Below are 22933 nucleotides of genomic sequence, written 5' to 3'. Positions count from 1 at the left end.
GGAGTCGCGATGCCGACCATGGCCGATGTGGCACGGTGCGCCGGTGTGTCCGTGGCCACCGTCTCGCATGTGCTGAACGACACCCGCCCGGTACTCCCCCACACCCGCCAGGCCGTCCTGGACGCCATCGACGAGCTCGGCTACACGCCCAACACGCTCGCCCGCTCCCTGGTGACCTCGCGGACCCGCTCCATCGGGCTCGCCGTGTCGGCGATCAGCAACCCGTACTTCACCGAGATCCTCCAGGGAGTCGAGGCCGGAGCCCTGGAGCACGGCTACAGCCTGCTCATCGCCGATCCGCACGACGACCCGGAGCACGAACGCAAGATCGTCCAGCTGCTCCACGAACGCCGCGTCGACGGCATGATCGTCGCGCCGTCCGCGGCTCCGCGCGAGCTCGTCGCCTACCTGACCCGTCACGATGTGCCGACCGTGTTCCTCGACCGCCTGATCGACGACACGGCGGCCGGCACATCCCGCTTCGACCAGGTCTGCGCCGAGAACACCGAACCGGTGGCCGAGCTGGTCACCCATCTCGCCGGGCTCGGCCATCGCAGGATCGCCCTGGTCGCAGGTCTGCCCGGACTCAGTACCACCACCGAGCGCATCGCCGGCTACCGCCACGGCCTCGCGGCCGCCGGACTCCCCTACGACGAACGCCTCCTGGTGCACGGCGACTCCACGACGGCGGGCGCGGAACGGGCCACCGCCACGCTGCTGTCCCTGGCCGCACCGCCCACCGCGCTGATCACCGGCAACAACACCATGACCATCGGTGCGCTGCGCGCCCTGAACGGCCGTGGCCTGTCCGTGCCCGCCGACATCGCGCTGTGCTGCTTCGACGACTTCCCCTGGGCGGACCTGTTCTCGCCCCGGCTCACAGCGATCGCCCAGCCCAGCAAGGACATCGGCGCCCAGGCGGTCCGCGTGCTCCTGGAGCGACTCGCCTCCCCGGGCCGCCCCGCCCGCACGGTGCGGCTCGCGTGTGCCTTCGTGCACCGGAGTTCGTGCGGCTGTCCCGAGCCGGAGCGGCCGGAGCGGCCCGAGCAGTTCAAGCAGTCCGAGAAAGGAACCGCCTCGTGATCGTCGTCGCCGGTGAGGCCCTCATAGATCTGGTACCGCAGGGCCCGGGCGCCCTCGCGGGCCTCAAGCCGGCGCTCGGCGGCGGCCCTTACAACACGGCCGTGGCTCTCGGCCGCCTCGGCTCTCCAACGGCCTTCTGCTCCCGCACGTCGTACGACGCGTTCGGCGAGGCCCTGCTCGACGGGCTGCGGCAGACGGGCGTGGAGGTGTCGGCCGTGCAGCGGGGAGTCGAGCCGACCACTCTGGCGGTGGCCACGATCGACGGAAACGGCTCCGCCGCCTACTCCTTCTACGTCGAGGGCACCGCCGACCGGCTGTTCACGGTCCCCGACCGACTCCCCGCCGGGGCCCGCGCGGTGTCCTTCGGGACCTGTTCGCTCGTGCTGGAGCCGGGCGCGAGCGCGTACGAGGAGCTGATGCGGACCGCGGCCGCGCAGGGCCTGTTCACCGCGCTCGACCCGAACATCCGGGCCGGTCTGATCCCCGACGCTGACGCCTACCGGGCCCGGTTCGAGCGCTGGCTGCCGTCCGTGTCGCTGCTCAAGCTCTCCGAGGAGGACGCACAGTGGCTGGGCGGCACCCCGCGTGAGTGGCTGGCCGCCGGTCCCTCGGCCGTCGTCGTCACCCACGGCGGCGACGGGCTGACCGCGTTCACCCGGGACGGCGCGGAGTATTCCGTGCCGGGCGAGAAGGTCGACGTGGTGGACACCATCGGTGCCGGGGACACCGTCAACGCGGCTCTGCTGCACGGCCTGTCCGTACGCAACGCCCTGTCCCCGGAGGCACTCGCCGGCCTGGGCGCCGATGGATGGGGCAGGCTGCTGGGCTTCGCGGCACGCGCGGCGGCGATCACCTGCTCACGGGCGGGAGCGGAGCCGCCGTACGCCTCTGAACTCGGCGAGATGTAGGGCGCTTTCGCCTATAAGCACCCACCTGCCCGGACCGGGCAGCGGACGGCGCCCCGCAGGGCTTCCCGCGGGGCGCCGTGTGTTCGGCATGTGTCGGGGCGTACCGCCCGCTCGGCTCAGGCCTTCCGCGCCCGCGTCGTCTTCTTCGCCGGGGCGGCCTTCTTCGTGACCGCGGCCGCCTTCTTCGTGACCGTGTTGTTGGTCGTCCTGGCCGCGACCGTCTTCTTCGCGGCGGTCCTGCGCGGGGCCTTCACCGGTTCCGCGTCGCTGATCCGGTCGGCGCCGAGGATCTCCCGCAGGAACTTGCCCGTGTGGCTGGCGGGGACTCCGGCGACCTGCTCCGGCGTGCCCTCGGCGATGACCAGACCGCCGCCGGCGCCGCCCTCGGGGCCCATGTCGACGACCCAGTCGGCGGTCTTGATCACGTCGAGGTTGTGCTCGATGACAATGACCGTGTTGCCCTTGTCGACCAGGCCGGACAGAACCTTCAGCAGCTTGCTGATGTCCTCGAAGTGCAGTCCCGTGGTCGGCTCGTCCAGGACGTAGACCGTACGGCCGGTGGAGCGCTTCTGCAGCTCGCTGGCGAGCTTCACCCGCTGGGCCTCACCGCCGGACAGGGTGGTCGCGGACTGGCCGAGCCGGACATAGCCGAGACCGACGTCGTTCAGCGTCCTGAGGTGGCGGTTGATCGCCGGGACGGCCTCGAAGAAGTCCATGGCCTCCTCGATCGGCATGTTCAGGACCTCGGAGATGGACCTGCCCTTGTAATGGACCTCCAGGGTCTCCCGGTTGTAGCGGGCGCCGTGGCAGACCTCGCACGGGACGTACACGTCCGGGAGGAAGTTCATCTCGATCTTGATGGTGCCGTCGCCCGCGCAGTTCTCGCAGCGGCCGCCCTTGACGTTGAAGGAGAAGCGGCCGGGCATGTAGCCGCGGACCTTCGCCTCGGTCGTCTCCGCGAACAGCTTGCGGATGTGGTCGAAGACGCCGGTGTACGTCGCCGGGTTCGACCGGGGAGTGCGGCCGATGGGCGACTGGTCGACGTGGACGACCTTGTCGACGAGGTCGTCACCGTCCACGCGCGTGTGCCGCCCCGGCACGCTGCGCGCGCCGTTCAGCTCGCGGGCCAGGTGGGTGTACAGGATGTCGTTGACCAGCGTCGACTTGCCGGAGCCGGAGACGCCCGTGACCGCGGTGAACAGGCTCAGCGGGAAGGACACGTCGATGTCCTGGAGGTTGTTCTCGCGGGCGCCGTGCACCGTGAGCTGCCGGGACGGGTCGCGGGGGCGCCGGATGTCCGGCAGCGGGATGGACTTCCTGCCCGCCAGGTACTGGCCGGTCTGCGACTCGGCGTTGGCGAGCAGCTCCTTCAGGGAGCCGCTGTGCACGACCTTGCCGCCGTGCTCACCGGCGCCGGGACCGATGTCGACGATCCAGTCGGCGGTCTTGATGGTGTCCTCGTCGTGCTCGACGACGATGAGCGTGTTGCCCATGTCGCGCAGCCGGACCAGGGTCTCGATGAGCCGGTGGTTGTCTCGCTGGTGCAGGCCGATGGACGGCTCGTCGAGGACGTACAGGACGCCGACGAGTCCGGAGCCGATCTGGGTGGCCAGGCGGATGCGCTGGGCCTCGCCGCCGGAGAGGGTGCCGGCCGCGCGGTTCAGGGAGAGGTAGTCCAGGCCGACGTCGACCAGGAACCGCAGCCGCTCGTTGACCTCCTTCAGCACGCGCTCGGCGATCTTCTTGTCACGGGCGTTGAGTTTCAGTTCGCCCAGGAAGTCCGCGCAGTCGCTGATGGACATCGCGGAGACCTCGGCGATCGACTTGTCCATGATCGTGACCGCGAGGACGATCGGCTTGAGGCGCGTGCCCTCACAGGTGGGGCAGGGCACCTCGCGCATATAGCCCTCGAAGCGCTCGCGGCTGGCGTCGCTCTCGGCCTCGCTGTGCCGGCGCTTGACGAAGGGGACGGCGCCCTCGAAGGGCGTCGTGTACACACGCTCGCGTCCGTACCGGTTGCGGTAGCGGACCTCGATCTGCGTCTTGTGGCCGTGGAGGAGAGCCTTCTTGGCGCGCTGCGGGAGACCCGCGAAGGGGATGTCCGTCCGGAATCCCAGCGCGTCCGCGAGAGCGCCGATGAGGCGGCCGAAGTAGTCCTTGGTGTGGCCGTGCGACCAGGGATGGATGGCGCCCTCGTCGAGGGACTTGTCCTCGTCCGGGACGATCAGCTCGGGGTCGACCTCCATACGCGTGCCGATGCCGGTGCACTCGGGGCAGGCGCCGAAGGGCGAGTTGAAGGAGAAGGAGCGGGGCTCGAGTTCCTCGAAGGACAGGTCGTCGTACGGGCAGTACAGGTGCTCCGAGTACATGCGCTCGCGCTCGGGGTCGTCCTCGGAGAGGTCGACGAAGTCGAGCACGACCATGCCGCCGGACAGTCCGAGGGCGGTCTCCACGGAATCGGTGAGGCGGCGCTTGGCGGAGTCCTTCACCGTGAGGCGGTCGACGACCACCTCGATGGTGTGCTTCTCCTGCTTCTTCAGCGTCGGCGGGTTGGACAGCTGGATGGTCTCGCCGTCCACCCGCGCGCGGGAGTAGCCCTTGGTCTGGAGATCCGCGAAGAGGTCGACGAACTCGCCCTTGCGCTCGCGCACCAGCGGCGACAGCACCTGGAAGCGGCTCCCCTCCGGGAGCTCCAGGACCCTGTCGACGATGGCCTGCGGTGACTGGCGCGAGATCGGGCGGCCGCACTCGGGACAGTGCGGCTTTCCGATGCGCGCGAAGAGCAGACGCAGGTAGTCGTAGACCTCGGTGATGGTGCCGACCGTCGAGCGCGGGTTGCGCGAGGTCGACTTCTGGTCGATGGAGACCGCCGGGGAGAGGCCTTCGATGAAGTCGACGTCCGGCTTGTCCATCTGGCCGAGGAACTGCCGCGCGTAAGACGACAGCGACTCCACGTAACGGCGCTGCCCCTCGGCGAAGATGGTGTCGAAGGCCAGCGAGGACTTGCCCGACCCCGACAGGCCCGTGAAGACGATGAGCGAGTCGCGCGGCAGGTCGAGCGAGACGTTCTTCAGGTTGTGCTCGCGCGCGCCACGGACGATGAGACGGTCGGCCACGCCGGTCCGCACCTTTCTTGAGAAGAAGTGACAGGGGCGGGGCCCCCGTGCTTTCTCAGACTAGGGGGAGCCACTGACAACGCCGGTCGGATTCCCGGATGCGTAAACAATCCCGGGCCATCCAGCATGCCCGACGCCACACCCGACCCTATAGCACGCACATTCGATTTTGGGCGCCGCTTCACCACCTTCACCCAAAGGTGTGGTGGGGCTAGGGTCAGTACCATGATTGATCACGCTCATGACCTGGCGTCTGTACGTGACGCGACGGAACGGGTGCTGACCGCAGCCGCCAAACTGGACAACGCCTCCGTGGCCGAGCCGTCACGGCTCCCGGGCTGGACCCGCGGCCACATCCTCGCCCATCTCGCCCGCAACGCGGACGCCCTCGTGAACGTCCTCGAGGGGCGGCCCATGTACGCCTCCGCCGACGCCCGGGACTCCGACATCGAGCGGGACGCCCCACGCCCCCTCGACGTCCAGCTCGCCGACGTGCGGGAGAGCGCGGCCCGCTTCCAGGAGGCGGGAGCCGCCCCCGCGGACTGGTCGCGCACGGTGGAGCTGCGCAACGGGGTCACCGACTCCGCGTCGCGCGTGCCGTTCCGGCGGTGGGTGGAGGTGGAGCTGCACCACGTCGATCTCGGGATCGGGTACGAGCTGGAGGATCTGCCGGCGGAGTTCACGGAGCGGGAGATCGACTTCCTCGCCGACCGGTTCACCGGGCACCCCGACGTGCCGCCCACACGTCTCACGGACGGCACGCGCGCGTGGCGCACGGGCCGGGAGGGGACCGAGCCGGAGGTCGGCATCACCGGAAGCGGGGCCGACCTGCTCGGATGGCTCGCCGGCCGCCGCGACGGCTCCGGACTCAGCGTGACGGGCGGGCGACTGCCGGCGCTTCCCCCGCTGTAGGCGCGGACGCTCCTGGGACGCCTCCCCGCTATAGGCTGGCCGCCATGACGTACAGCGGAGAGGTGACGGTCGGCGGCCCGGCGGACGTGCACGAGCTGAAGGACCTGATGATCACCAAGATCGCGGTCGGCCCGATGAACAACAACGCCTATCTGCTGCGCTGCCGGGCCACGGACGAACAGCTGCTGATCGACGCGGCGAACGAGGCGGGCACACTGCTCGGCATGATCGGTGACGACGGCATCGCGTCCGTCGTCACCACCCACCAGCACGGCGACCACTGGCAGGCACTCGCGGAGGTCGTGGCGGCCACGGGCGCGCGGACGTACGCGGGCCGCGAGGACGCCGACGGCATCCCGGTGCCGACCGACGTCCTGGTGGACGACGGCGACACCATCCGGGTGGGGCGCGTGGAACTCACCGCGCGCCATCTGGTCGGGCACACGCCGGGCTCGATCGTCCTCGTCTACGACGACCCGCACGGGCATCCCCATGTGTTCACCGGGGACTGCCTGTTCCCGGGCGGCGTGGGCAACACCCGCAAGGATCCGGAGGCGTTCGCCAGTCTGATCCATGACGTCGAGACGAAGATCTTCGATGTCCTCCCGGACGAGACCTGGGTGTACCCGGGCCACGGGAACGACACCACGCTGGGCGCGGAGCGGCCTCAACTGCCGGAGTGGCACGCGCGGGGGTGGTGAAACCCCGACCGAGCGGGGCGCGCGCCGTCGACGCGCGCCCCGTGTGAATCGCGTGCACACGCCGGCTCTCCGCGCGCGCTCCCCGCGTACGTCGTTGCGCAGTCAACTGGTAGGAGCCCCGCACAGGATGACGGCTCCTGAGGGGTATGGGCCGCCGGTCCTTCGAATCCCCGCCCTCGGCCGGCGGCCCAGGCCAGAGGCAGTCCGCCGGGCCTGTTCACGAGATTGCAACACCCGTTCCCACTATGCGGACCAATGATGATGTGACCTCGACAAACACGGCTTTCACTGTCACTCTCCCGCCATGCACCTTGCCCCTCACGTTCTGCGTCGCGCCGTCGCCACCGCCACCGTTGCCCTCCTCGCCACCGCCGTCGGCTGTGCTCCGCAGCCCGAGGGCGACACGGCCGCCAAGCCCTCCGGAGCGACGGGGTCGACCGCGACGACCTGCGCCAAGGGCAAGTTGGCGACCAAGACCTCCGGGAAGCTGACGATCGCCACCGACGAGCCCGCGTACGAGCCTTGGTTCAAGGACGACAAGCCGGCCAACGGCGAGGGCTTCGAGTCGGCTGTCGCGTACGCCGTGGCGCAGCAGCTGGGCTACGACAAGAGCGGCGTCGTCTGGCAGAGCGTGCCCTTCAACAAGGCTTTCGCGCCCGGCGAGAAGACCTTCGACTTCGACATCAACCAGGTGTCGATCAGCGCCGAGCGCAAGAAGGCCGTGGACTTCTCGTCCGGCTACTACGACGTGCGCCAGGCCGTCATCGCGCTGAAGGGCTCCAAGGCCGCGAAGGCGACGAGCGTCGCGGACCTCAAGGACGTCAAGCTGGGCGCCCAGGTCGGCACCACCAGCCTGAACTACATCAACGACGTGGTGAAGCCGAATCAGGCGGTAGCCGCCTACGCCAAGAACGACCAGGCCAAGTCCGCGCTGAAGAACGGCCAGGTCGACGCCATCGTCGTCGACCTGCCGACCGCCTTCTACATCACCGCCGCCGAAGTGACGGACGCCGAGATCGTCGGCCAGTTCGAGAACCAGGGCGGTACGCCCGAGCAGTTCGGGCTCGTGCTCGACAAGGGCAGCGCGCTCACCTCCTGCGTGACGGGCGCCGTGGACGCCCTGCGCAAGGACGGCACCCTGGCGAAGCTCGAGAAGCAGTGGCTCTCGGACGCCGTCGACGCCCCGGTGCTGAAGTGACGGTGACGAAGCAGGAGTCCGGCCAGGGCGGCGCGGACGACAAGGGTGACATGCCCGGCGGGGACGACGGCTACGTCCCGTCGCGGCGCCGGCTGGACCGCGAGCGCCACAAGCGCGCCCGCGCCCGCCGCGCCACGGCGATCGCCGCGCTCTCGACCCTCGTCACCGGCGTCGTGCTCTTCCTGGTCGTCGTCAACGCGCCCGGCTGGCCGCGCACCAAGGAGACTTTCTTCAACGGGCAGTACGCGCGCGAGGCGCTGCCCAAGGTCCTCGAAGGGCTGTGGCTGAACGTCCGGCTGCTGCTGATCTGCGGTGTCGCGGTGCTGGTCCTCGGCATGCTGATCGCGATCGCCCGGACACTGCGCGGCCCGGTGTTCTTCCCGCTGCGGGCGCTGGCCGCCGCGTACACCGACTTCTTCCGCGGGCTGCCGCTGATCATCAACCTGATGATCGTGGTCCTGGGCGTTCCGGCGCTCCGGCTGCAGGGCGTCACGGTCGATCCGGTCCTGCTGGGCGGTACGGCGCTGACGCTGACGTATTCGGCCTACGTCGCCGAGGTGTTCCGCGCCGGCATCGAGTCCGTGCATCCCTCGCAGCGCGCCGCGGCCCGTTCTCTGGGCCTCAGCAACCGGCAGGCGCTGCGGTACGTCGTGCTGCCCCAGGCCGTACGGCGCCAAGTGCCGCCCCTGCTCAACGACCTGGTGTCGCTCCAGAAGGACACCGGTCTCGTGTCGATCGGCGGTGCGGTCGACGCCGTACGGGCCGCCGACATCATCGTGGGCCGCAGCCTCAACTACACGCCGTACATCGTCGCGGGTCTGGTCTTCGTGGCGCTGACCATTCCGATGACCCGCTTCACCGACTGGGTGACGGCCCGTATGGACCGTCAGCGCGCCCAGGGAGGTTCCCTATGAGCGACGCGCCCGTGCTGCGCATGGAGTCCGTCCGCAAGACATTCGGCGGCTCGGTCGTGCTGCGGGACGTCGACCTGGAGGTCGCCCCGCACACGGTGACCGCGCTGATCGGCGCCTCCGGCTCCGGGAAGTCGACACTGCTGCGGTGCGCCAACCTGCTCGAGGAGATCGACGACGGCGCGATCTGGCTGGACGGCGAGGAGATCACCGACCCACGGGTCGACCCGGACGCGGTACGGCGCCGTATCGGCGTGGTCTTCCAGGCGTACAACCTCTTCCCGCACATGACGGTCCTGGAGAACATCACGCTCGCCCCGCGCCGCGTGCACGGCGTCTCGCGACCGGAGGCCGAGGAGCACGCCGGGGAACTGCTGGAGCGGCTCGGCCTTGCCGCCAAGGCCGGCGAGTATCCGGACCGGCTGAGCGGCGGCCAGCAGCAGCGGGTCGCGATCGTGCGCGCTCTGGCCGTACGTCCCCGGCTGCTGCTGCTCGACGAGATCACCGCCGCCCTCGACCCGGAGCTCGTGGGCGAAGTGCTGACCGTCGTCCGCGACCTCAAGGACGAAGGCATGACCATGGTGCTGGCCACACACGAGATGGGCTTCGCCCGGGACGTCGCCGACCAGGTCTGCTTTCTGGACGGAGGCGTGGTGCTGGAGCACGGCACCGCCGAGCAGATCTTCGGGGATCCGCAGCAGGAGCGCACACAGCGCTTCCTGCGGCGGATCGTGGAGGCTGGACGCCTGTAGGCCCGCCCGGGCTACGCGTCGGCCTGGGCCGCGCCCACGAGTGCGGCGACCCGCTCCACACCGAACACATAGCCCTGCACCCCGCAGCCCGCGATGACGCCGTCCGCGCGCAGCGAGACGTACGAGTGGTGCCGGAACGACTCGCGCTTGTGGATGTTGGAGATATGGACCTCCAACACCGGCATGCCGTCACAGGTGTTGAGCGCGTCCAGAATCGCGACGGACGTGTGCGAGTAGGCCCCCGGGTTGATGACGATCCCGCAGTGGTTGAGCCGCGCCTCGTGGATCCAGTCGACCAGCTCGCCCTCGTGGTTGGACTGACGGAAGTCCACCGTGCCGCCGTGCGCGGCCGCCGCCTTGGCGCACATCGCCTCGACGTCGGCGAGCGTGTCGGAACCGTAGATCTCCGGCTGGCGCTGCCCGAGCAGGTTCAGGTTGGGGCCGTTGAGAATCATGATCGGGGCGTTGGCCAGGGTGCGGGGCACGGTTCCTCCGGTCCGGTCGGTGCGGGGCGGTCCCCGGGGGACCACTGCTCAGACTCGGTTTATCACGGTGCGCCAAGGGGCCCCGCACGCCGGTCGTCACCCGGAGCTACTTGATCTCCTCCGACCGCAACAGGTCGCAGTTGGTGTAGCCGCCGTCACCGATGCTCAGGGCGCCCAACTGCTCCGCCAGCTTGGTCGTCTCGGGGTCGGCGCTGTTGCGCATGGCCTCGTCGTACGACTCGAATTCGATCAGCGCCAGATAGCGGCGGGGGTTGTCGCGGTCCTTCAGAAGCATGCGGTGCGTCGGGCCGCCCGTCCTGCCGGCGTTGCGCTGCCGTGCCTCCTCGAGCAGCTGCTCCATCTCCTCCAGTCGCTCGGTTTCGAAGTCGATGATCTGGACGAACTTCATGGACGCCTCCACCGGCCACGGCGTTCCCCGGGCCGGGGAACGCACTCTGGAAACAAGCAAGCACCGGGGGCGAGGGTCGGCAATGCGCCACGCACCGCTCCCGGTGATGGTTGTTCCTACGTCCAGGGCGGTCAGGCTTCGACGCTGTCCTTCGGAGCGCCTTCGCTCTCGCCCCGCGCCGCCTCGACCGACTGCTTCCGGGACGCCCGCAGGCTGGTGATCGTGGTGACGATCAGGACCGAGCAGATGACGCCGAGAGACACCGGGATGCTGATCTCGGGAACGTGCACCCCGGACTCGTGCAGGGCGTGCAGCACCAGCTTGACGCCGATGAAGCCCAGAATGATCGACAGGCCGTAGCTCAGGTGGACGAGCTTCCTCAGCAGGCCGCCGATGAGGAAGTACAGCTGCCTCAGGCCCATCAGCGCGAAGGCGTTGGCCGTGAAGACGATGTACGGGTCCTGGGTCAGACCGAAGATCGCTGGGATCGAGTCGAGCGCGAACAGCACGTCGGTCGTACCGATCGCGAGCATCACGACCAGCATCGGCGTCATGACCCGCTTGCCGTTCTGCTGGATCCACAGCTTGGTGCCGTGGTAGCGGTCGGCCACACCGAAGCGGCGCTCGGCGGCCTTGAGCAGCTTGTTCTCCTCGTACTCCTCGTCCTCCTCATCGGCCCGGGCCTCCTGGATGAGCTTCCAGGCGGTCCAGATCAGGAAGGCTCCGAAGAGGTAGAACACCCAGGAGAAGCTGGCGATGATCGCGGCGCCCGCGGCGATGAAGACGGCTCGCAGGACGAGGGCTATGAGCACGCCGACGAGCAGCACGCGCTGCTGGTACTGCGAGGGCACGGCGAACTTCGCCATGATCAGGACGAAGACGAAGAGGTTGTCGACGCTCAGCGACTTCTCGGTGATGAAGCCCGCGAAGAACTCGCCGGCGGGTTGCCCCCCGCCGAAGACGAGCAGGCCGAGGCCGAAGAGCCCGGCCAGGGCGATCCAGACGACCGTCCAGATCCCCGCTTCCTTGATCGACACGTCGTGCGGCTTGCGGCCGATGAAGAAGTCGACCGCGATCAGGGCTGCAAGGCCCACGATGGTCAGGACCCACAGGGTCACGGAAACATCCATTGCGCCTCCGGCAATACGTAACGGCAGGTAATCAGCGTCGTCGCGCTGCCGGAGGTCTCTTCCACCCGGGGATGGGCCGACGCCCCGGGATCCTGCCGGATCCGTATTGACGGGTACGCCGCAGCACAGGGAGTACTCCCCTCCGTGCGGAAAACAGTACCCCAATCACCAAGGAAAGGTAAAGCGATTGGCAAAAGAAAGACCAAATCCCCTGGTCAGGCGCCTTTACGTGTACTTGGTACGAGCGGCGGCGACCTGCTCCAGCACGTGCTGGAGCACCTGGCTGCCGGGCGGCACGAGCGAAGGTTCGTACGTCCAGGCGTGCCCGACCCACGGATCCGCGAGGTGGTCGTCGGGCACCGGGGTCAGCCTCAGCAGCGAACGCCACAGCGGGTCCAGCAACGGACCGTAACCGGCGGCGTCCTCGCGGTCGGCGACCATCATGAGGTGGACGCCCACGGCCGGGCCCTCGTCCGCGAGATAGCGAAGCTGGGTCACGGCACGGTCGTCGAAGCCGTGCGGGAAGTCGTTGACGACGAGCAGCTGCTGGGCCGTGTCCAGGTCCGGCGGGAGGGAATCGGCCGCACCGCCGCGCACCGCCATCTGCACCAGGTCGACCCGCTGGGTGAGCCGGGTCAGTACGTCCGCCACTCCGGCGGCGCCGACCGCCGGTGGCGCCGCGAGCACGCCGGTCTGCACCAGCGGGACGAGCGACTGCGCTCCCGAGCCGGCCGGGTCGATGACGTGCACGGTGAACTCGCCCGCCGGGTGGACGGCCAGCAGCCGGGCCGCGTGCGCCACGGCCGTCTCCATCGCCAGGCGGCGCAGGTCGTGGGAGTCGGCGAACGAGCCGTCCAGCGATCCGGCGCGCCCGCTGTCGATCCACAGGCCGCGCTCCAGCGGCAGCCGGACCAGCATCGGTATGCGCAGCTGCGCGGCCTCGGAGAGATGGAGGTCGCCGAGGCGCAGGGCCATGGGCATCTCCATGGGCACGCGATAGCCGTGCCAGACGGGGTTGTCCCAGCGGGCGTACGCCGGCGGAAGGGCGGGCTCGACGACTTCGGCCTCGGCCCCGAGCTGGGCGAGGTCCCGGTCGAGAGCCTGCCGCGCCTGGTCGACGAGCTGGGAATGCTTGGCGCGGGCCGCCTCGCGGGCGGCGTCGCCCTGTCCGCCGATCCGGCTGCGCGGGTCCGACAGGACCTGATCGAGTTCCTTCTCCATGCGCGAGTCGGCGAAGTCGACGGCACTGCGGTACGCGGCAGTGGTACGGGCCAGGTCCTCGAACATGCCCCACACCTGGTTGTAGAGCCGCTCCTCCATGGACCAGCCGGTCGCGTCACCCGCGACGGGCCGCGCGGGCTGCCCGGGCGGGGCCGGGGGCGCGGTCGGCGGGGGCGGCGGAGGTGCCGCGTTCTGACGGCGCGGGTGGCTGTAGTTGACGGGGCCGCCGGCGGTGGGCGCGGACGGCTGGGCGGCGGAGGAAGCGGCCGTCGGCGTCGGGTCCGCCGGACAGCCCGCAGCGGTACCCGGCACTCCGTGGGTCTGCGCGCCGTAGGGGGAACCGCCCTGGTCGGGGCCGAGTGCCGGGGCGGCCGTCTGCCGGGAGCGGTCGCCGTCCGCCGTGCGCGGCGGGGGTGCCGGTACCGAGCGGGCCAGCCCCTGGGCCACCGCCGCGTTGATGGTGCCTGCGAGCTGGTGGGCCTCGGACAGGCCCTGGTCGGCGAGGAGTTCGCCGAGTCCGCCCGCGTAGCCCTGGCCGACGGCGCGCACCTTCCACGCGCCCTGCCGGCGGTAGAGCTCCAGGGCGACGACCGCGGACTCCGCCGCCAGACCGGTGATGGTGTAGCTGGCGACCTCGGTGCCGTCGAGGCCGGTGACGGCGACGAAGGGGGCCGCGACGGCGCCGAAACTCGCCGGACCTCCGACACCGGAGGGCAGGGCGAGCAGCACACTGACACGGTGCACGGACTCCGGCATGGCGTCCAGGTCCACCGCGAGGCGGTGGTCGGCGGCCGCCTGCCGGGAGACCTCGAGCCCCGGCAGGGTGGGAGCACCGGGATGGGCGACCCATTCGACGCCGTGGACCTTGCCGTGCTCGTCCCCGATCGTGGCTCCGGCCACGATCGGCTTGCCGGCCGAGACCCGGATCTCGAGGCGGGCCTGGGAGAGCGGGTGGTTCTGCCCCCGCACCAGCTCGGCCGTCATCGCCTTTCGTCCCCCTGTGTCGTTGTGGTGTCGTGTGCCGCTCGCGGCGCTTCCTACAGGTGCGGCAGGATCGACGGCATCAGGTCCTGGAAGGTACGGCCGTTGGCCGGGGTGCCGAGGGCTGTCATCGTCCAGCCCGTGCCCGTCCGGTGCACCTTCGCCATGATCTGGGCCGTGTAGGCGCCGCCGCCCGCGAGCGTGTAGCGGGCGAGCTCCTGGCCGTTGGTCTCGTCGACCAGGCGGCAGAACGCGTTCTGCACCTCCTGGAACGTCTGGCCCGTGAAGGAGTTCACGGTGAAGACGATCTGGTCGATGTGGACCGGGATGCGGGCCAGGTCGACGAGGATCGCCTCGTCGTCGCCACCCTGGCCGACACCGCCGACGAGGTTGTCGCCGGTGTGGCGCACGGAGCCGTCGTCACTCACCAGGTGACGGAAGAAGACGACGTCGACCGGCTGCTTGTCGGCGAACAGGACGGCGGAGGCGTCCAGGTCGATCTCCCGTGTACGCGAGCCGAACAGGCCGCGCCGTGGGGCCGCCTGCCAGCCGAGACCCATGCGCACCGCGGTCAGGCTGCCCCCGTCGTTCTTCTGCAGACTGATGGCCTGACCCTTGGTCATGTTGACGGTCACGCGCTGATTCCCCTCTCGAGCAGTCCCCTGTTACCGCGGAGCCCGCGGTTGACCAGAACATTACGCAGGCGCACTGACACTGCCGCACCCAGGTCCGCACTTTGTGTCGGTCTTGCAACACAGCGCGTACGCGGCCGGGGCACCGCAGGCCGGTTACGCCAGGCCCGCCTCCTTCATCTGGCGCAGTTCCTTCTTCATTTCGGAGACCTCGTCGCGCAGCCGGGCCGCGATCTCGAACTGGAGGTCGGCGGCAGCGGCACGCATGCGCTCGGTCATTTCCTCGATCTGCTCGGCGAGTTCCGCCGCGGGCCGGTCGGTCGGAACCGTCTCCTTGGCCTTGCCCTTCGCGGACTTGGCGGTCTTCGCTCCCTTGGCCGCCTTGTCACCGAGAGAGGGCACCGGGGCCTTGGTGCCGCGGCCGTCCTTCTTCGCGCGGTAGCCCGTGCCGAGCAGCTGTTCCGTGTCGACCTCCTCGCGGGCGATCTGCGCCACGATGTCGTTGATCTTCTTGCGGAGCGGCTGCGGGTCGATGCCGTTCGCCTTGTTGTAGGCGACCTGCTTCTCCCGGCGGCGGTTGGTCTCCTCGATGGCCCGTTCCATCGCCGGAGTGATCTTGTCGGCGTACATGTGGACCTGGCCGGAGACGTTGCGCGCGGCGCGGCCGATGGTCTGGATCAGGGATGTGCCGGAGCGCAGGAAACCCTCCTTGTCGGCATCGAGGATCGCCACCAGGGACACCTCGGGCAGGTCGAGGCCCTCGCGGAGGAGGTTGATGCCGACCAGCACGTCGAACTCGCCGGAGCGCAGCTCGCGCAGCAGCTCGACGCGGCGCAGGGTGTCGACGTCGCTGTGCAGATAGCGCACCTGGATGCCCAGTTCCAGGAAGTAGTCGGTGAGGTCCTCGGCCATCTTCTTGGTGAGCGTGGTGACCAGGACGCGCTCGTCCTTCTCGGTGCGCGTGCGGATCTCGTGGACCAGGTCGTCGATCTGACCCTCGGTGGGCTTGACGACGACCTCCGGGTCGACGAGGCCGGTCGGACGGATGATCTGCTCGACGACGCCGTCCGCACGCGACAGCTCGTACTTGCCGGGGGTGGCCGACAAATACACCGTCTGCCCGATGCGCGCCTGGAACTCCTCCCATTTCAGGGGGCGGTTGTCGAGGGCGGACGGGAGCCGGAAGCCGTGGTCGACGAGAGTGCGCTTGCGGGAGGCGTCGCCCTCGTACATGGCGCCGATCTGCGGGACGGTGTTGTGGGACTCGTCGATGACGAGCATGAAGTCGTCCGGGAAGTAGTCGAGGAGGGTGTTGGGCGGGGAGCCGGGCGAACGGCCGTCGAAGTGCATCGAGTAGTTCTCCACGCCGGAGCAGCTGCCGATCTGGCGGAGCATCTCGAGGTCGTACGTCGTGCGCATCCTCAGGCGCTGGGCCTCCAGGAGCTTGCCCTGCTTCTCCAGCTCGGCCAGGCGCTCCCCCAGCTCCTTCTCTATGTCGTTGATGGCCCGCTCCATGCGCTCGGGACCCGCGACGTAGTGGGAGGCCGGGAAGACGTAGAGCTCCTGGTCGTCGCTGATGATCTCGCCGGTGATCGGGTGCAGGGTGGAGAGGGCCTCGATCTCGTCGCCGAACATCTCGATGCGGACGGCCAGCTCCTCGTAGACCGGGAAGATCTCGATGGTGTCGCCGCGCACCCGGAAGGTGCCGCGGGTGAAGGCCATGTCGTTGCGCGTGTACTGGATGTCCACGAAGCGGCGCAGCAGCTCGTCGCGGTCGATCTCCTCGCCGACCTTGAGGGGGACCATCCGGTCCACGTACTCCTGCGGAGTGCCGAGGCCGTAGATGCAGGAGACGGAGGCGACGACGACGACATCGCGGCGGGTGAGCAGCGAGTTGGTCGCGGAGTGGCGCAGACGCTCGACCTCCTCGTTGATCGAGGAGTCCTTCTCGATGTAGGTGTCCGACTGCGGGACGTACGCCTCGGGCTGGTAGTAGTCGTAGTACGAGACGAAGTATTCGACCGCGTTGTTCGGCAGGAGTTCGCGGAACTCGTTCGCCAGCTGGGCGGCCAGTGTCTTGTTCGGCGCCATCACCAGCGTGGGCCGCTGGAGCTTCTCGATCATCCACGCCGTGGTGGCGGACTTGCCGGTGCCGGTCGCGCCGAGGAGGACGACGTCCTTCTCGCCGGCCTCGATGCGCTTCGCCAGCTCGGCGATCGCCGTCGGCTGGTCGCCGCTGGGCTGGTAGGGGCTGACGACCTCGAAGGGCGCCACCGTGCGTTCGATCTGGGAAACGGGCCGCATGGAGTCCACCGTACGACCCCGCACTGACAACGGGGTGCGATCAGCGGTTCTGCGGAGCGCGGGACTCTCGGGATCCCGCCTTGCGTCGGGTGCGCAGCGGGGCGCGCCGGGCGGAGTGCGGGACGGAGGCGTGGGCCGGAACGCCCGGCTTGTGCTCGACGGGGGTCCAGTCGGGCTTCCCCATGACCATCAGCGGGTCGAACATCACGACGACGCCCGCGAGGCAGAGGAAGGCGAGCGGGCCGACCAGCATCGGCGCGAGCAGAGCAGCGGGCGAGTCTCCCGCCGAAGCTGTGCCCGTGTTGTGAAGGTGGACGCTCAGGGCGGCCATGCCGCTGTAGTGCATGCCGCTGACGGCAAGCCCCATGACGAGGCTCGCGCCCACGCTCCACAGGAACCCTCTGACCTGTCCGGCCGCCCACAGGGCGGCGGTGGCGGCCACCATAGCTATCACGACGGAGGCGGCCACGGTGAGCGTGTTGTACTCCAGCTTTCCGTTCAGGCGCATCCCGGCCATGCCCAGGTAGTGCATGGAGGCGATGCCCAGGCCGGTGATGGTGCCTCCGGTGAACAGCGCCGTTCCTGTCGCGCCCCTGTAGCCGACGATGAAGATTCCGATGCCGACCATGACGATGGCGACACCGAGGCTGGCGTACGTCGTCGGCTTGTCGTAGTGGATCGGCGCACCTTCCACGGTGAAGCCCATCATCGCCACGAAATGCATGGTCCAGATGCCGGAGCCGATCGCCGCCGAACCGAGGGCGAGCCATCCGGGACGCCAGGAGTGGGCGACCAGCAGGGCTCTGGTGGTGCAACGCAGGCCGAGGGCGCCGCCGAGGCAGGCCATGAGGTAGGCCACCAGCGGTGTGACGAGTCCGTAGCTGAATCCGTCGACCGTGCCTTGCATGCCCGGCTGGCCTCCGTCCTGTTGCGTCCCGGAATTCCCTGAAATGCGCCCCCTCCCAGGACCGCACGAGGTCAGGGTTGACGCAGAGAGTATGACCCGCACCTGAATGGTCGAACGATTTTCCGGCAAAGAAACACGGCCTTGCCCCAATGTGCGGCACCCGTGAGAGGGCTCGGGCAACTCCATTCATTCTGTGGCCGTCCTGTACCCCTCCATCGTTGACGCTCTGCTGTCAGAGTTGAGCTGTCCGTGATCGCTCGATGCGAGGAGTACGCATGCACGCGCGCGCAGTTGCCGCCACGACCACCGCGCTCCTGGGCGCCGCCGCCCTTCTGCTCCCCGCCCCCCATGCCGGGGCCGGCGTCGCCGCGCGGCCTTCCGTCATCGCCCACCGGGGCGCCTCCGCCTACGCTCCCGAGAACACCCTGGCGGCCGTCGACAAGGCGGACGAGCTCGGCATCGGCTGGGTGGAGAACGACGTCCAGCGCACCGAGGACGGCGAACTCGTGGTGATCCACGACGACAGCCTGCGGCGCACCACCGACGTCGAGGAGGTCTTCCCCGGCCGTGCGCCGTGGAAGGTGAAGGACTTCACCGCCGCCGAGATCGCCCGCCTGGACGCGGGGAGCTGGTTCGGTCCCGCGTACGCGGGCGCGCGCGTGCCGACGCTGAAGCAGTACGTGGACCGCGTCGAGCGCAATCACCAGCAGCTGCTCCTGGAGATCAAGAACCCCGAGCTGTACCCGGGCATCGAACGGCAGACCCTCAAGCTGCTGAGCAACGAGGGCTGGCTCGACCGCCGGCACCTGACCGGCCGGCTGGTGGTACAGAGCTTCAGCGCGGACAGCCTGCGCACCGTCCACGACCTGAAACCCGCCGTCACCACCGGGCTTCTCGGTGCCCCGGCCGTCGGGGACCTTCCCGCGTACGCGGCCTTCGCCGACCAGATCAACCCCTCCCACCGCTCCCTGTCCCAGAGCTACGTGTCCGCCGTCCACTCCTTCACCGGACCGCACGGCAGGCCGCTGCGCGTCCTCACCTGGACCGTCAACGACGCGGACACCGCCCGCACCGTCGCCGGGTACGGGGTCGACGGGATCATCACCAACAAGCCCGACGTGGTGCGGAAGGCGCTGCACGGGCGCTGACCCCGCACCTCCCCCGGGCCGGTGTCCGATCCCGGTGCGTTGTCAGTGGCGAGTCGTACGGTGGGTCGCATGGACAGCCATGGGCAGTACGAGCAGCAGGTCGCGTGGACCGTCGTCGGCACCGGCATCGGTCCGCTGCTGCTGGTCGCGACGGGCGACGGCCTGGTCAACGTCGTCTTCCACGCCACGGACGCGGTCCGCGACAAGGCGCTCGACCGGCTCGCGTCCCGGCTGGGTGCGGAACCCGTCGAGGCACCCGACGCCCCACTGCTGGCCGAGGCGATACGTCAGGTCGAGGCGTACTTCGCGGGTGAGCGGCGTGACTTCGAGCTGCCCCTGGACTGGTCGCTGATCTCCGGCTTCAACCGCGAGGTGCTGCGCGAGCTCGCCTCCGGCGTGCCGTACGGCACGGTGGTGGGGTACGGCGACCTGGCCGGACGGGTCGGTCAGCCGGGCGCGGCGCAGGCGGTGGGGATGGCCATGGGCGCCAATCCGCTGCCGGTCGTCGTGCCCTGCCATCGGGTGGTGGAGAGCGACGGCGGCATCGGCGGATTCGGCGGCGGCCTGGAGACCAAGCGGAAGCTGCTCGCCCTGGAGGGCGTGCTCCCCGAGCCGCTGTTCTGACCGCCTGGCCGTACACCTAGTCGTAGTGGCGCGCCTCGAAGACGTTTCCGTCCGGGTCGCGGAAGTAGAAGCTGCGACGGGCCATGCCCCGGGCGCCGTAGGAGTCGTAGGAGAAGTCCGAGACGGGGACCGAGCGTTCCTCCAGACGGGTGCGCAGCGCGTCGAAGTCGTCGCCGGGCAGGGCCAGGCAGACGTGGTTGACCGGGTGGCCCGCGCTCTCGGCGGCGCCGGGGAGCATGTTCATGTGCTCGGCCAGGGAGAGCGGCGCGAGGTCGAAGATCGTCTCGTCGTTGAGCCGCACGGACGGGAAGGACACCGTCCCCGCGGCGAATTCGGTGACCCTCACGGGCTCCATGCCGACGGCCTTCGCATAGAAGTCGGCTGCGGCGACCGGGTCGCGCACCCAGAGGACGACATGATCGAGTCGTGTCGTGTTGTCCGTCATGTACCTCAGGCTGGTGTCGTCCCCCACAGGTTGCAAGGGTTTGACCGGGCATGTCGCCCGCCAGAGATGAGGGAAGAACGAAAGACAGGAGGCAGGCTCGTGGTGCTGGTGGTGTCCGAAGAGGTGCGCGAGGCGATCGACGCGCGTCAACCCGTGGTGGCCCTGGAGTCCACGATCATCGCGCACGGGCTGCCTCGTCCGCGCAATCTGCAGGTGGCGCTGGAGCTGGAGTCGGTCGTACGGCAGGAAGGCGCCGTACCGGCGACGATCGCCGTGCTGGACGGGCGGCCGCATGTCGGCCTGGACAAGGAGGAGTTGGAACGCGTCGCCAACGAGGACGGGATCCGCAAGCTGGGTCACCGCGATCTGCCGCTCGCGGTGGCCTCGGGCGCGAGCGGCGCGACCACGGTGTCGGCGACCGCGCTGCTGGCGGCGCTGGCGGGCGTGCGGGTCTTCGCGACGGGCGGCCTCGGCGGGGTGCACCGGGAGTGGACGGCGACGCAGGACGAGTCGGCCGACCTCGGGCTGCTGGCGCGTACGCGGATCACGGTCGTGTGCGCGGGGGTGAAGTCGATCCTGGACGTGCCTGCCACGCTGCAGCGGCTGGAGACGCTGGGTGTCGCGGTGGCCGGATACGGAACGGACCGCTTTCCCGGCTTCTACCTGTCCGATTCCGGACACGCGGTGGAGTGGACGCTGGACACACCGGACCAGGTGGCGGACGTCATGCGGGCGCAGGACGCGCTGGGGGTACCGGAGTCGGCCCTGATCGTCGCCAATCCGGTCCCCAAGGAGGAACAGCTGGATCCCGAGTTGCACGCGCGCGTGCTCACCGACGCCCTGCACGCGTGCGAGGCGGAGGGTGTCACCGGCCAGGCGGTCACGCCGTTCCTGCTGGACTACCTGGTGCGGCATACCGAGGGTGCCTCGCTGAGCGCCAATCTGGCGGCGGTGCGCGGCAACGTACGGCTGGCGGCGCGGATCGCGGCGGCCTGGACCGGGGTGTGAGCGGGAGATCGCCGCTCGGCGCGGGCACGGAAGCCGCGGGGGCCGCAGCCACTCCGGGTGGGGCACTGCTGGTCGTCGGGGACGTGGTCACGGATGTCGTGGCCCGGCACCAAGGGCCGCTCGCGTCGGGCACGGACACGGCTGCCGCAATCCGGACCCTGCCGGGTGGCGCGGGGGCCAACGTGGCCTGCTGGGCGGCCCACTGGGGCTGTGCGGACGTACGGCTGCTGGGCCGTGTGGGCGCGGACGCGGCGGCCTGGCACGAGCGGGAGCTGACGGCCTGTGGGGTCCGCCCCCGTCTGGTCGTCGACCCGCAGGCGCCGACCGGGACGGTGATCTGCCTGGTCGACACGGGTGCGGGGGCCGAGCGGACATTCCTCACCGACAGCGGGGCGTCCCTGCGGCTCGGCCCGGGTGACTGGTCGGACGCGCTGCTCGACGGAGTGGCCCTGCTGCACCTGTCGGGGTACCTGCTGTTCTCCGAGACGGCCCGGGCGCTGGTGACGGAGGCACTGGAATCGGCACGCGCGCGCGGAGTGCCGGTGAGTCTCGATCCGGCGTCGGCCGGTTTCCTCGCGGCGCTGGGGGTCGGCCGTTTCCGGAAGCTCGTCCACGGTGTGGACGTCCTGCTGCCCAGCCGGGACGAGGCACGCCTGCTCACGGGGTTGCCCGATGCGGCGGACGCGGCGGCCAAGCTGAGCCGCCACGTGCCGCTGGTGGTCGCCAAGCAGGGGGCGGACGGTGCGCTCGTGGCCCGGAACGGCACCGTGCTCGCCCGTGTCCCCGCGGTACCGGCGACGCCCCGCGACTCCACGGGCGCCGGCGACGCCTTCACCGGCGCGTTCCTCGCCGCGCTGCTCGCGGGAGCCGAGCCGGATGCCGCGGCGGTGGAGGGGTGCCGGGCGGGTGCGCGGGCGGTGGAACGGATCGGCGGCAGACCACCGACACCACCGAGCTGACGTCACGGATACCGCCCGTGGCGCCGCACCCCCTTCCGCGCGGACCGGTATCCCCTACGGCTTCCACCCTCACGCAGAGATCACCGGTACCGTGCCTCACCGGCGCGTCCCCGCCGCGCTGCTGCGGGGCCCGAGCCGGATGCCGCGGCGGCGGCCTCTACGGCTTCCGCCCCCACGCAGAGATCATCGGTGCCGTGGCCAGGTCCATGCCGTCGGACGCGATGTTCGCCAGGTGACGGTCGACGTCCTCGTCTGTGGCGAGGCCCGCGGCGACGAGTTCGGTGCGGATCTGGCGGACCGTCGCGGACTCCAGGGCGGCGCAGGCCGGCGAGGTGATGGGAAAGTAGGCGTCGGCCGCCACGCGCTCCAGGCCGGCCTCGCGCAGCAGCCGCGGGAGCCTGCGGCCGTAGGACAGGTCGGCACCGCGGTCGGCGAGCAGCTTGCGGAAGCCCTGCCTGAGCCGGTTGGCCAGCTTCTGTTCGGGGCCGTACTCGTCGGGGCAGATCAGGGGCTGCAGGGCGGGGTCGGCGTCCTCGACCAGGAGCCGTCCCCCGGACCGCAGGGCCTTCACCATCGACCGCAACGCCCGCTCCCGGTCCGGCACATGGACCAGGACGAGCCGCGCGTGCACCAGATCGAAGCCCTCGGCCGGCGGCTCCTCGGCGCCGACGTCGTGGACGCGCACCTCGACCGGCGGCCGGGCTGCGGGGGCAAGTCGGGAGGTGTCGATGTCGGTCGCGACCACCTTGCCCGTGGGCCCGACCTTCTTGGCCAGCCAGGACACCACGGAGGTGCCTCCGGCGCCGACCTCCCAGCAGCGCCAGCCGGGTCCGATGCCGAATCCTTCGAAGTGCCGGAACGTCGTGGGGTCGAAGAGGGTGGCCAAGGCGTCGAAGCGTTCGCCCGCCTCGGACTGCTGGTTGTGGAGGAGATACCCATCGATTCGCGTCATGTCGTGATCATCCCAGTTGCTCCACTTGTCCGAGGCGGTCGACGCTCCGGTACGACGAGATGTCCGACGCCTGCATATCTGGATGCACTCCGTCCACAGGCGGGAACAAAGCGGAACCTTCCGTTTCCACAGGCTTACCCGCCACAT

General features: G+C 69.9%; 21 protein-coding genes. 11 read left to right on the top strand and 10 right to left on the bottom strand.

The window, feature by feature from the left end; genetic code table 11:
• Positions 1-9: 9 nt before the first annotated feature.
• Positions 10-1083: a LacI family DNA-binding transcriptional regulator gene (locus tag ABZO29_RS33795; protein ID WP_367323978.1), complete on the top strand. Its 1074-nt coding sequence runs from the start codon at positions 10-12 to the stop codon at positions 1081-1083.
• Positions 1080-1991, top strand: coding sequence for a carbohydrate kinase (locus tag ABZO29_RS33790; RefSeq protein WP_367323977.1), 912 nt, complete (start codon positions 1080-1082; stop codon positions 1989-1991). Before ABZO29_RS33795 ends, ABZO29_RS33790 begins: the two co-directional genes overlap by 4 nt.
• 116 nt (positions 1992-2107) lie before the next feature.
• On the opposite strand, the gene uvrA is transcribed toward ABZO29_RS33790, so the two are convergent.
• Complete coding sequence (uvrA, locus tag ABZO29_RS33785) at positions 2108-5107, bottom strand: excinuclease ABC subunit UvrA (RefSeq protein ID WP_367323976.1); 3000 nt, start codon at positions 5105-5107, stop codon at positions 2108-2110.
• A 225-nt stretch (positions 5108-5332) separates the two neighbouring features.
• On the opposite strand from uvrA, the gene ABZO29_RS33780 reads away from it, so the two are divergent.
• The 5 genes from ABZO29_RS33780 (at position 5333) to ABZO29_RS33760 (ending at position 9581) form a co-directional block, all read left to right on the top strand.
• Complete coding sequence (locus ABZO29_RS33780; RefSeq protein WP_367323975.1) at positions 5333-6019, top strand: maleylpyruvate isomerase family mycothiol-dependent enzyme; 687 nt, start codon at positions 5333-5335, stop codon at positions 6017-6019.
• A 44-nt stretch (positions 6020-6063) separates the two neighbouring features.
• A complete protein-coding gene (locus tag ABZO29_RS33775; RefSeq protein WP_367323974.1) occupies positions 6064-6720 on the top strand; it encodes an MBL fold metallo-hydrolase in 657 nt (218 codons plus the stop codon).
• A gap of 304 nt (positions 6721-7024) precedes the next feature.
• Entirely contained in the window at positions 7025-7918 is an 894-nt protein-coding gene (locus tag ABZO29_RS33770; protein ID WP_367323973.1) for an ABC transporter substrate-binding protein, read from the top strand.
• Complete coding sequence (locus ABZO29_RS33765) at positions 7915-8832, top strand: amino acid ABC transporter permease (RefSeq protein ID WP_367323972.1); 918 nt, start codon at positions 7915-7917, stop codon at positions 8830-8832. Before ABZO29_RS33770 ends, ABZO29_RS33765 begins: the two co-directional genes overlap by 4 nt.
• The gene (locus tag ABZO29_RS33760; RefSeq protein ID WP_367323971.1) at positions 8829-9581 is read left to right on the top strand and encodes an amino acid ABC transporter ATP-binding protein; all 753 of its coding nucleotides are present in this window, start codon (positions 8829-8831) and stop codon (positions 9579-9581) included. Before ABZO29_RS33765 ends, ABZO29_RS33760 begins: the two co-directional genes overlap by 4 nt.
• A gap of 11 nt (positions 9582-9592) precedes the next feature.
• On the opposite strand, the gene aroQ is transcribed toward ABZO29_RS33760, so the two are convergent.
• The 7 genes from aroQ to ABZO29_RS33725 form a co-directional block, all read right to left on the bottom strand.
• Positions 9593-10066: a type II 3-dehydroquinate dehydratase gene (gene aroQ / locus ABZO29_RS33755; protein ID WP_367323970.1), complete on the bottom strand. Its 474-nt coding sequence runs from the start codon at positions 10064-10066 to the stop codon at positions 9593-9595.
• Positions 10067-10172: 106 nt separating this feature from the next.
• Complete coding sequence (locus tag ABZO29_RS33750) at positions 10173-10475, bottom strand: hypothetical protein (RefSeq protein ID WP_367323969.1); 303 nt, start codon at positions 10473-10475, stop codon at positions 10173-10175.
• A gap of 131 nt (positions 10476-10606) precedes the next feature.
• Positions 10607-11605: a TerC/Alx family metal homeostasis membrane protein gene (locus ABZO29_RS33745; protein WP_367323968.1), complete on the bottom strand. Its 999-nt coding sequence runs from the start codon at positions 11603-11605 to the stop codon at positions 10607-10609.
• A gap of 225 nt (positions 11606-11830) precedes the next feature.
• Positions 11831-13810 carry a TerD family protein gene (locus ABZO29_RS33740; protein WP_367323967.1) on the bottom strand — a complete coding sequence of 660 codons (1980 nt, stop codon included), beginning with the start codon at positions 13808-13810 and terminating at the stop codon, positions 11831-11833.
• Between the two features lie 53 nt (positions 13811-13863).
• Positions 13864-14442 (bottom strand): TerD family protein, encoded by a 579-nt coding sequence (locus ABZO29_RS33735; RefSeq protein WP_367323966.1) that lies wholly within the window; start codon positions 14440-14442, stop codon positions 13864-13866.
• 153 nt (positions 14443-14595) lie between these two features.
• Positions 14596-16743, bottom strand: coding sequence for an excinuclease ABC subunit UvrB (uvrB, locus tag ABZO29_RS33730; protein WP_367323965.1), 2148 nt, complete (start codon positions 16741-16743; stop codon positions 14596-14598).
• 40 nt (positions 16744-16783) lie between these two features.
• Positions 16784-17650, bottom strand: a complete 867-nt coding sequence (locus ABZO29_RS33725; RefSeq protein ID WP_367323964.1) for an MHYT domain-containing protein — start codon at positions 17648-17650, stop codon at positions 16784-16786.
• Between the two features lie 275 nt (positions 17651-17925).
• Here ABZO29_RS33725 and ABZO29_RS33720 point away from each other — a divergent pair, with 275 nt between their 5' ends.
• Positions 17926-18798, top strand: a complete 873-nt coding sequence (locus ABZO29_RS33720) for a glycerophosphodiester phosphodiesterase (RefSeq protein WP_367323963.1) — start codon at positions 17926-17928, stop codon at positions 18796-18798.
• Positions 18799-18867: 69 nt separating this feature from the next.
• Entirely contained in the window at positions 18868-19422 is a 555-nt protein-coding gene (locus tag ABZO29_RS33715) for a methylated-DNA--[protein]-cysteine S-methyltransferase (protein WP_367323962.1), read from the top strand.
• Between the two features lie 16 nt (positions 19423-19438).
• On the opposite strand, the gene ABZO29_RS33710 is transcribed toward ABZO29_RS33715, so the two are convergent.
• Positions 19439-19867 (bottom strand): VOC family protein, encoded by a 429-nt coding sequence (locus ABZO29_RS33710; RefSeq protein WP_367323961.1) that lies wholly within the window; start codon positions 19865-19867, stop codon positions 19439-19441.
• A 102-nt stretch (positions 19868-19969) separates the two neighbouring features.
• Between ABZO29_RS33710 and ABZO29_RS33705 the strand changes: the two genes are divergently transcribed.
• Positions 19970-20875 (top strand): pseudouridine-5'-phosphate glycosidase, encoded by a 906-nt coding sequence (locus ABZO29_RS33705; RefSeq protein WP_367326320.1) that lies wholly within the window; start codon positions 19970-19972, stop codon positions 20873-20875.
• Positions 20876-20940: 65 nt separating this feature from the next.
• Positions 20941-21834 carry a carbohydrate kinase family protein gene (locus tag ABZO29_RS33700; RefSeq protein WP_367326319.1) on the top strand — a complete coding sequence of 298 codons (894 nt, stop codon included), beginning with the start codon at positions 20941-20943 and terminating at the stop codon, positions 21832-21834.
• 157 nt (positions 21835-21991) lie between these two features.
• On the opposite strand, the gene ABZO29_RS33695 is transcribed toward ABZO29_RS33700, so the two are convergent.
• Positions 21992-22786 (bottom strand): methyltransferase domain-containing protein, encoded by a 795-nt coding sequence (locus ABZO29_RS33695; protein ID WP_367323960.1) that lies wholly within the window; start codon positions 22784-22786, stop codon positions 21992-21994.
• Positions 22787-22933 lie beyond the last annotated feature (147 nt).

This window comes from Streptomyces sp. HUAS ZL42 (assembly GCF_040782645.1).
Classification (GTDB): Bacteria; Actinomycetota; Actinomycetes; order Streptomycetales; family Streptomycetaceae; genus Streptomyces.
Note: the sequence above shows the minus strand (reverse complement) of the source record. Positions and strands in the feature narration are given on the sequence as shown.

What these genes read in the sequence shown, in the direction of transcription:
- ABZO29_RS33715 (WP_367323962.1), top strand. Translation starts at nt 18,868, where the DNA reads ATGGACAGCCATGGGCAGTACGAGCAGCAGGTCGCGTGGACCGTCGTC.
- uvrB (WP_367323965.1), bottom strand. Translation starts at nt 16,743, where the DNA reads ATGCGGCCCGTTTCCCAGATCGAACGCACGGTGGCGCCCTTCGAGGTC.
- ABZO29_RS33740 (WP_367323967.1), bottom strand. Translation starts at nt 13,810, where the DNA reads ATGACGGCCGAGCTGGTGCGGGGGCAGAACCACCCGCTCTCCCAGGCC.
- ABZO29_RS33775 (WP_367323974.1), top strand. Translation starts at nt 6,064, where the DNA reads ATGACGTACAGCGGAGAGGTGACGGTCGGCGGCCCGGCGGACGTGCAC.
- ABZO29_RS33780 (WP_367323975.1), top strand. Translation starts at nt 5,333, where the DNA reads ATGATTGATCACGCTCATGACCTGGCGTCTGTACGTGACGCGACGGAA.
- ABZO29_RS33695 (WP_367323960.1), bottom strand. Translation starts at nt 22,786, where the DNA reads ATGACGCGAATCGATGGGTATCTCCTCCACAACCAGCAGTCCGAGGCG.
- ABZO29_RS33770 (WP_367323973.1), top strand. Translation starts at nt 7,025, where the DNA reads ATGCACCTTGCCCCTCACGTTCTGCGTCGCGCCGTCGCCACCGCCACC.
- ABZO29_RS33725 (WP_367323964.1), bottom strand. Translation starts at nt 17,650, where the DNA reads ATGCAAGGCACGGTCGACGGATTCAGCTACGGACTCGTCACACCGCTG.
- ABZO29_RS33720 (WP_367323963.1), top strand. Translation starts at nt 17,926, where the DNA reads ATGCACGCGCGCGCAGTTGCCGCCACGACCACCGCGCTCCTGGGCGCC.
- ABZO29_RS33710 (WP_367323961.1), bottom strand. Translation starts at nt 19,867, where the DNA reads ATGACGGACAACACGACACGACTCGATCATGTCGTCCTCTGGGTGCGC.
- ABZO29_RS33750 (WP_367323969.1), bottom strand. Translation starts at nt 10,475, where the DNA reads ATGAAGTTCGTCCAGATCATCGACTTCGAAACCGAGCGACTGGAGGAG.
- ABZO29_RS33795 (WP_367323978.1), top strand. Translation starts at nt 10, where the DNA reads ATGCCGACCATGGCCGATGTGGCACGGTGCGCCGGTGTGTCCGTGGCC.
- ABZO29_RS33745 (WP_367323968.1), bottom strand. Translation starts at nt 11,605, where the DNA reads ATGGATGTTTCCGTGACCCTGTGGGTCCTGACCATCGTGGGCCTTGCA.
- ABZO29_RS33760 (WP_367323971.1), top strand. Translation starts at nt 8,829, where the DNA reads ATGAGCGACGCGCCCGTGCTGCGCATGGAGTCCGTCCGCAAGACATTC.